This is a genomic window from Pseudomonas sp. SIMBA_068 (assembly GCF_046534705.1).
In the GTDB taxonomy this organism is placed as follows: Bacteria; Pseudomonadota; Gammaproteobacteria; order Pseudomonadales; family Pseudomonadaceae; genus Aquipseudomonas; species Aquipseudomonas putida.
Genome location: NZ_JAWRYI010001033.1, coordinates 1 through 254 on the forward strand (window position 1 = coordinate 1; position 254 = coordinate 254).

Annotated in this window: 1 protein-coding gene; it reads right to left on the minus strand. The window is 57.5% G+C overall.

The window, feature by feature from the left end; translation table 11 throughout:
• Nucleotides 1-254, minus strand: a 254-nt coding sequence (locus SB756_RS32570; RefSeq protein WP_410913575.1) for a YfgM family protein, incomplete at both ends; no start/stop codon positions are given.

The window sequence follows — 254 nt, forward strand, 5'->3', positions numbered from 1 at the left end:
GCAGCCAGCGCACCGTAGGTGTTGCTGTTTTCACTGGCAAAACGGTTTACCGCTTCCAGCGTCTCCGGTTTGCCCGCCTGCATGGCGCTAGTGAGCTGCTGATACTGCGCTGATACTGTCTTCGCCGTATCATCCTGATGACTGCTCCAGTAACGCCAGCCGCCCAGCGCAGCAATGCCGATCACCACGCCAATAGCTAACGCTTTGCCATTGTTGGCAAAAAAGTTGCGCAGCGCGTCGGTCTGCTCGTTCTC